This window comes from Streptomyces sp. SM1 (assembly GCF_002910825.1).
Classification (GTDB): domain Bacteria; phylum Actinomycetota; class Actinomycetes; order Streptomycetales; family Streptomycetaceae; genus Streptomyces; species Streptomyces okerensis.
Window position 1 is genome coordinate 1 of sequence record NZ_NEUB01000750.1, and the last position, 6,683, is coordinate 6,683.

Annotated in this window: 8 protein-coding genes; 2 read left to right on the plus strand and 6 right to left on the minus strand. The window is 70.3% G+C overall.

Going from position 1 to position 6,683, the window contains the following annotated elements:
- Nucleotide 1: 1 nt before the first annotated feature.
- Entirely contained in the window at nt 2–793 is a 792-nt protein-coding gene (locus tag B9S61_RS22515; protein ID WP_103543892.1) for a S16 family serine protease, read from the plus strand.
- A 26-nt stretch (nt 794–819) separates the two neighbouring features.
- On the opposite strand, the gene B9S61_RS22520 is transcribed toward B9S61_RS22515, so the two are convergent.
- Genes B9S61_RS22520 through B9S61_RS22540 form a run of 5 tightly spaced genes read right to left on the minus strand, consistent with a single transcriptional unit; the run spans nt 820 to nt 5,171 of the window.
- On the minus strand, nt 820–1,887 hold the full coding sequence (locus B9S61_RS22520; RefSeq protein ID WP_103543893.1) for a glycine betaine ABC transporter substrate-binding protein: 1,068 nt from the start codon (nt 1,885–1,887) through the stop codon (nt 820–822).
- On the minus strand, nt 1,884–2,708 hold the full coding sequence (locus tag B9S61_RS22525; RefSeq protein WP_374936236.1) for an ABC transporter permease: 825 nt from the start codon (nt 2,706–2,708) through the stop codon (nt 1,884–1,886). The genes B9S61_RS22520 and B9S61_RS22525 overlap by 4 nt, the downstream gene beginning before the upstream one ends.
- Before the next feature lie 38 nt (nt 2,709–2,746).
- Nucleotides 2,747–4,030: a betaine/proline/choline family ABC transporter ATP-binding protein gene (locus tag B9S61_RS22530; RefSeq protein ID WP_103543895.1), complete on the minus strand. Its 1,284-nt coding sequence runs from the start codon at nt 4,028–4,030 to the stop codon at nt 2,747–2,749.
- The gene (locus B9S61_RS22535) at nt 4,023–4,670 is read right to left on the minus strand and encodes an ABC transporter permease (RefSeq protein ID WP_103543896.1); all 648 of its coding nucleotides are present in this window, start codon (nt 4,668–4,670) and stop codon (nt 4,023–4,025) included. Before B9S61_RS22535 ends, B9S61_RS22530 begins: the two co-directional genes overlap by 8 nt.
- Before the next feature lie 30 nt (nt 4,671–4,700).
- On the minus strand, nt 4,701–5,171 hold the full coding sequence (locus B9S61_RS22540) for an Lrp/AsnC family transcriptional regulator (protein WP_103543899.1): 471 nt from the start codon (nt 5,169–5,171) through the stop codon (nt 4,701–4,703).
- 122 nt (nt 5,172–5,293) lie between these two features.
- Between B9S61_RS22540 and hppD the strand changes: the two genes are divergently transcribed.
- Nucleotides 5,294–6,469 carry a 4-hydroxyphenylpyruvate dioxygenase gene (gene hppD / locus B9S61_RS22545; protein ID WP_103543897.1) on the plus strand — a complete coding sequence of 392 codons (1,176 nt, stop codon included), beginning with the start codon at nt 5,294–5,296 and terminating at the stop codon, nt 6,467–6,469.
- 23 nt (nt 6,470–6,492) lie between these two features.
- On the opposite strand, the gene B9S61_RS41635 is transcribed toward hppD, so the two are convergent.
- Nucleotides 6,493–6,683 (minus strand): hypothetical protein (locus B9S61_RS41635; RefSeq protein ID WP_219819943.1); only part of this gene is annotated, 191 nt, incomplete at its 5' end.

Genomic DNA, 6,683 nt, shown 5'->3' on the forward strand with positions numbered 1-6,683 from the left:
CGTGCTCTCCCGCCTCACGCGTCCCCAAGCCCTCGCCGTCCTGGCGGTGCCCGTCGCGGCCCTGCTGGCCACCGCCGCCCTCGCCCCGCTGCCCTTCTCCGTCGCGCAGCCCGGTATGACCGCGGACGTGCTCGGCGAGAACAAGGGGACGCAGGTCATCACGATCTCCGGCGCCCCCGTACGGGAGACCAGCGGGCAGCTGCGGATGACGACCATCGAGGCGACCTCCCCGGGCACCCGCGTAGGGCTCCCGGACGTGATCGACAGCTGGTTCAGCACCGACCAGGCGGTCATGCCCCGCGACGCCGTCTACCCCAGCGGTGACAACGTCAAGGAGATCGAGCAGTACAACCGGAAGCAGATGAAGGCGTCCCAGGACGAGGCGACCAGGGCCGCGCTGAACTACCTGAACCGTGACGACGACGGCATCGACGTCACCCTGAGGCTCGCCGACGTCGGCGGCCCCAGCGCCGGCCTGCTGTTCTCCCTCGGCATCGTCGACAAGCTGGACGGCGACGGCAGCGGCGGCGACCTCACCGGCGGCCGGGTCGTCGCCGGTACGGGCACGATCGACGAGAAGGGCACGGTCGGCGCGGTCGGCGGCGTCCCCCTGAAGACCCAGGCGGCCAAGCGTGACGGCGCCACCGTCTTCCTGGTCCCCGGGGCGGAGTGCGCCGACGCGCGGGCCGAACTCCCCGAGGGCCTGCGCCTGATCCCGGTCACCACCCTCGGGGGCGCCGTGGAGGCGCTGGTCAACCTGGAGAAGGGCACGGGCAGGGTCCCGAGCTGCTAGACAGCGCCCGGAGGCCTCCGCCCCGGTCAGTTCTCCTCGACGAACCCTTCCTCCACCATCCAGTCCAGCGCCACCTGGTGCGGGTCCTCCCCGTCGACGTCCACCTTCGCGTTCAGCGTCTGCGCCACGTTGTTGTCCAGCTTCTCGGTGACCGGGGCGAGGACCTCGGCGATGGCCGGCCACTTCTCGAAGGTGTCGGAGTTGACCGTCGGCGCCGCGTTGTAGTTGGGGAAGAACTTCCTGTCGTCCTCCATCACCACCAGGTTCATGGACTTGATGCGCCCGTCGGTGGTGAAGACCTCGCCGTAGGTGCAGGCGCCCTTGGCCGCCTGGGTGTAGATGATCCCGGTGTCCATCTGCGTGACGTTGCCCGCCGGGATGTTCATGCCGTACGTCTTCTCCATCCCGGGCAGCCCGTCCGCGCGGTTGGCGAACTCGCCCTCCACGCACAGCGTCACCGCGCCCGGGTCGGACTTCGCCAGCGCGGCCACGTCGGAGAGGGTCCGCGTGCCGTACTTCTCGAAGTTAGCCTGGCTCATGGCGAGGGCGTAGGTGTTGTTCAGCTCCGACGGCTCCAGCCAGGTCACCCCGTTCTTCACGTCCGCGTCCCGCACCGCCAGCCACTGCTCGCGCGGATCGGGGATCGGCTTGCTGTTGCCCTGGTACGTGATCCACGCCGTGCCCGTGTACTCGAACCCGGCGTCCGCCTCGCCCCTGACCACGGCCTCCCGGGAGCCGACCGAGCCCTGGATGCCGGTCCGGTCGACGACCTCCGCGCCGGCCGCCTGGAAGGCGATGCCCATGATCGCCCCGAGGATCAGCTGCTCGGTGAACTCCTTGGAGGTGACCGTGAGTTTCGCGCCCTCCAGCGGTTCACCCCGGCCGATCGAGCCGGGTCCCACGTCGTCGACCATGGGTGAACCGCTGGTCAGGCCGCAGCCCGAGGCCGTCAGCAGCAGCGCCCCGGCCAGCAGCGCACGCAGACGAGGCAGCGGACGCGGGAACGGACGCGGGAACGGACGCGGGAACGGGCGGGTAGGCGGACGGGACAGTGGACGGGGGAACGGGCGCGTACGCCGGACCGGACGGCTCATTGCCCCGCCTCCAGACCCCGGGGCCGCAGCAGCAGTTCCGCCAGCGAGGCCAGCCAGTCGACCAGCAGCGCGAGCGCCACCGTGAGGATCGAGCCCACCATCAGCACCGGCATCCGCTGACTGGTGATCCCGGTGGTGATCAGCACGCCCAGCCCGCCGCCCCCGCCGAACGTCGCCAGGGTCGCCGTACCGACGTTCAGGACGAGCGCCGTACGCACCCCCGCGAGGACGAGCGGAACGGCCAGCGGCAGCTCCACGCGCGTGAGCACGCCCAGCGGGGACATGCCGATCCCGCGTGCCGCCTCCAGCAGCGTCGGGTCGTTGGCCTTCAGCCCGGCGATGGTGTTGGACAGCACCGGCAGCACGGCGTAGGCGATGATGCCGATCAGGGCGGCCCTGCGGCCGATGCCCAGCCAGATCACCAGCAGCGCCAGCAGACCGATCGCCGGGGTGGCCTGGCCCATGTTGGCGAACGCCATCGCGGCCGGAGTGGCCCCGCGGAACCTCGGACGGGTCAGCAGGATGCCCAGCGGGATCGCGATGATCAGCACGAAGAACGTGGAGATCGCGGTGAGTTCGATGTGCTGCCACAGCGCCTTGGAGACCTGCCCGTCCGACAGCGCGTTCCGGGTGAGCGCGTCGAGGTCCGCCTGCTCGAACCACAGCCAGGTCGCGAGCAGTACGGCGATCAGCACCGCCGGCAGGAACGTCAGCTTCTGCCAGGTCATCCGGGGCCGCCCGGCCGCCCGGGGCGGGGGAGTGTCCTCGGTGTGGTCGTCGGACGAGCCGCCGCCCTCGTCCCGGAAGGCCAGCCCCTTCACCTCGTGCTCGCCCTCGGGCCGGCGCCCGGAAGAGGTCCTCACGCCTTCGCCGCCCCTCCGAAGCCCTCCTGCTCGGCGTGCGTCTGCGAGGCCCGCTGCTCCTGCAGGTCGGCCTGCGTCTCCCGCGCCTCCAGCCGGTCCGCCTCCAGCAGTTCGTGTACGGAGTTCATCAGCGTCTCCACGTCCACGACACCCTCGTACGCGCCGCGCCGCCCGGTGACCGGAACCCGGCCGGTGTTGTCGGTCAGGACCGCCTCCAGCGCGTCCCGCAGGGTCGCGTCCTGGGTCACCGTGTCGTGCACCAGCGCGCCCGCCCGGGCCAGCGAGCCCTTGGCGCGCATCATGTCGCCGCGCCGCAGCCACTTGTAGGGGCGGCCCCGCTTGTCGAGCACCAGCACCTCGTTGGTGCCGCCGGAGCGGAGCCTGGCGAAGATCTCCTGGAGCGGGTCGTCGACGCTCACCGTCGGGTAGCCGGTGATCCCCACGTCCCGCACCCGGGTCAGGTTGAGCCGCTTCAGCGCCGCGCCCGCCCCGACGAAACCCGACACGAAGTCGTCGGCGGGGTTGGTGAGGATCGCCTCGGGGGTGTCGAACTGGGCGATGTGGGAGCGTTCGCGCAGCACCGCGATCCGGTCGCCGAGCTTGATCGCCTCGTCGAAGTCGTGGGTGACGAAGACGATCGTCTTGTGCAGCTCCCGCTGGAGCCGGATCAGCTCGTCCTGGAGGTGGTCCCGGGTGATCGGGTCCACCGCCCCGAACGGCTCGTCCATCAGCAGCACCGGCGGATCCGCCGCCAGCGCCCGCGCGACGCCCACCCGCTGCTGCTGACCGCCGGACAGCTGACGCGGGTAGCGGCCGTGGAACTCGGCCGGGTCCAGACCGACCAGGTCCAGCATCTCCTCGACCCGCGTCCGCACCCGGGCGGCCGGCCAGCGCAGCATCCTCGGCACCAGGGCGACGTTCTGCGCCACCGTCATGTGCGGGAACAGTCCGCTCGCCTGGATCGCGTACCCGATCTTCCGGCGCAGCCGCACCGGGTCCATGTCGGTGACGTCCTCGCCGCCGATGCGGATCCGGCCGCCCGTCGGCTCGATCAGCCGGTTGATCATCTTCAGGAGGGTGGACTTCCCGCAGCCCGACGGGCCGACGAGGATGACCGTCTCGCCCTCCTTGATCTCCATGGTGACGTTGTCGACGGCCGGCAGCGCACTGCCCGGGTACCGCTTGGTCAGCCCCTCCAGTTCGATGGTGGCGCCGACCGTCCGGGACGGTGTCCCGGACGTACCGGGACCGGGTACGGAATCGGCGACGGAACTAGGCACGGATCCCCCTGGGAATGGTCAGCCGGCCGATCAGCACGTACGCGGCGTCGAACAGCAGAGCGAGGACGATGATGCCGAGCGTGCCCGCCAGTACCTGGTTCAGCGCGTTCGAGCTGCCCAGCGAGGCGATCCCGCGGAAGATCAGATTGCCCAGGCCGGGACCGGAGGCGAAGGCGGCGATGGCCGCGATGCCCATCAGCATCTGGGTCGAGACCCGGATCCCGGTCAGGATCGGCGGCCAGGCCAGCGGCAGCTCCACCCGCGCCAGCCGGGCCAGGCGCGACATCCCGATCCCCTTGGCCGCGTCCACCAGCGACGGATCGACCCCGCGCAGGCCCACGATCGCGTTCCGCACGATCGGCAGCAGCCCGTACAGCGTCAGCGCGATCACCGTCGGCGGCACCCCGAGCCCCACCACGGGGATCAGCAGACCGATCATGGCCAGTGCGGGAATGGTGAGCAGGGTCGCGGTGGCGGTCGTGGCGAGGTTGCCCGCCCACTCGCTGCGATAGGTGACCACCCCGATCAGCACACCGAGCAGCGTCGCCACCACCATGCACTGGAACACCACACTGGCGTGCTGGTAGGCGTCGACGAGGATCTGCTGATGCCGGCTCCCCAGGTACTCCCAGAAGTTCACAACGGCTCACCCCAGCTCGGCCAGGTCGGGTCACTCGCCGAGCGCGGCCTGCTCCACCAGCGGGATGATCCGCAGCGGAACGGGATTCTCCATGACGATCGCCGTGGAGGCCCGGACGATGCCATCAAATCCGACCACGCGGTCGATCACCCGTTGGAGATCGGCGTTGGAGCGTGCCACCAGCCGGCACATCATGTCCCCGGTGCCGGTCGTGGTGTGCAGCTCCAGCACCTCCGGCACACCCGTCAAGTGCGCCCGTACATCGGCCCCTTGACCCTGCCGGATCTGCAGCGTGGCGAACGCCGTGACCGGGTAGCCGAGGGCCGCCGGATCCACCTCGGGACCGAACCCGCGGATGACTCCGTTCGACTGAAGCCGGTCGAGGCGGGCCTGCACCGTCCCGCGGGCCACCCCGAGCCGGCGGGACATCTCCAGCACCCCGATCCGCGGCTCACGCGCCAGGAGCAGGATGATCCGCCCGTCCAGATGATCGATCGCCATACCGGCCTCCCCGATGGTCATCCTGTACAGAAAGCCCGAGCAGGCGGGCATCCGTCTGAACACATTGCCCAGTGAACAGGCAAACTATTGCGCACCTTGCAGAGCTGGCCCACCCTGCCCCTATGACGCAGACCACAGACCACACTCCCGAAGCGACCGCCCGGCAGGCCGACCCCTTCCCGGTCAAGGGAATGGACGCGGTCGTCTTCGCCGTGGGCAACGCCAAGCAGGCGGCGCACTACTACTCCACCGCCTTCGGCATGAAGCTGGTCGCCTACTCCGGACCGGAGAACGGCAACCGCGAGACCGCCGCCTACGTCCTCGAGAGCGGCTCCGCCCGCTTCGTCCTCACGTCGGTGATCAAGCAGTCCACCGAGTGGGGCGCCTTCCTCAGCGACCACGTGGCCGCGCACGGCGACGGTGTCGTCGACCTCGCCATCGAGGTCCCGGACGCGCGCGCCGCGTACGCCTACGCCGTCGAGCACGGCGCCCGCTCCGTCGCCGAGCCGTACGAGCTGAAGGACGAGCACGGCACCGTCGTCCTGGCCTCGATCGCCACGTACGGCAGGACCCGCCACACGCTGGTCGAGCGCGGCGGCTACGACGGCCCCTACCTGCCGGGCTACGTCGCCGCCGACCCGATCGTCGAGCCCCCGGCCTGGGGGCACCTCCCGGCCGAAGGCTGGGGGAGGTCCTTCCAGGCCATCGACCACTGCGTCGGCAACGTCGAGCTCGGCCGGATGAACGAGTGGGTCGAGTTCTACAACAAGGTCATGGGCTTCACGAACATGAAGGAGTTCGTGGGCGACGACATCGCGACCGAGTACAGCGCGCTGATGTCGAAGGTGGTCGCCGACGGCACGCTCAAGGTCAAGTTCCCGATCAACGAGCCCGCCATCGCGAAGAAGAAGTCGCAGATCGACGAGTACCTGGAGTTCTACGGCGGTGCGGGCGTGCAGCACATCGCGCTGAACACCAACGACATCGTGCAGACGGTGCGGCAGATGCGCGCGGCCGGCGTCCGGTTCCTGGACACCCCCGACTCGTACTACGACACCCTCGGCGAGTGGGCCGGTGAGACGCGGGTGCCGGTCGACACGCTGCGTGAGCTGAAGATCCTCGTGGACCGGGACGAGGACGGGTACCTGCTGCAGATCTTCACCAAGCCGGTCCAGGACCGTCCGACGGTGTTCTTCGAACTCATCGAACGGCATGGCTCGATGGGCTTCGGCAAGGGCAACTTCAAGGCGCTGTTCGAGGCGATCGAACGCGAACAGGAGAAGCGCGGCAACCTGTAACCCCGCGAACACCCCCGCCGCCCTCACGGCCAGCACACCCGCACCCCCTGCGGGCAGCACACCCCGACCCCCTGCGGGCAGCGCTCCCGCACCCGCTGCGGGCAGTCGTGCCGCTGGGGCGGCACGGGTGGGCGCAGCGGCACCCCGCTGACGCCGGGCTGTGCCACCTCCCCCGGCCGGCACGAACAGGGGGCACCCCCCCCAGCAGCGGCTG

Bases quoted from the DNA above. Each gene is read 5' to 3' on its own strand.
- B9S61_RS22520 (WP_103543893.1), bottom strand. From the start codon at position 1,887: ATGAGCCGTCCGGTCCGGCGTACGCGCCCGTTCCCCCGTCCACTGTCC.
- B9S61_RS22540 (WP_103543899.1), bottom strand. From the start codon at position 5,171: ATGGCGATCGATCATCTGGACGGGCGGATCATCCTGCTCCTGGCGCGT.
- hppD (WP_103543897.1), top strand. From the start codon at position 5,294: ATGACGCAGACCACAGACCACACTCCCGAAGCGACCGCCCGGCAGGCC.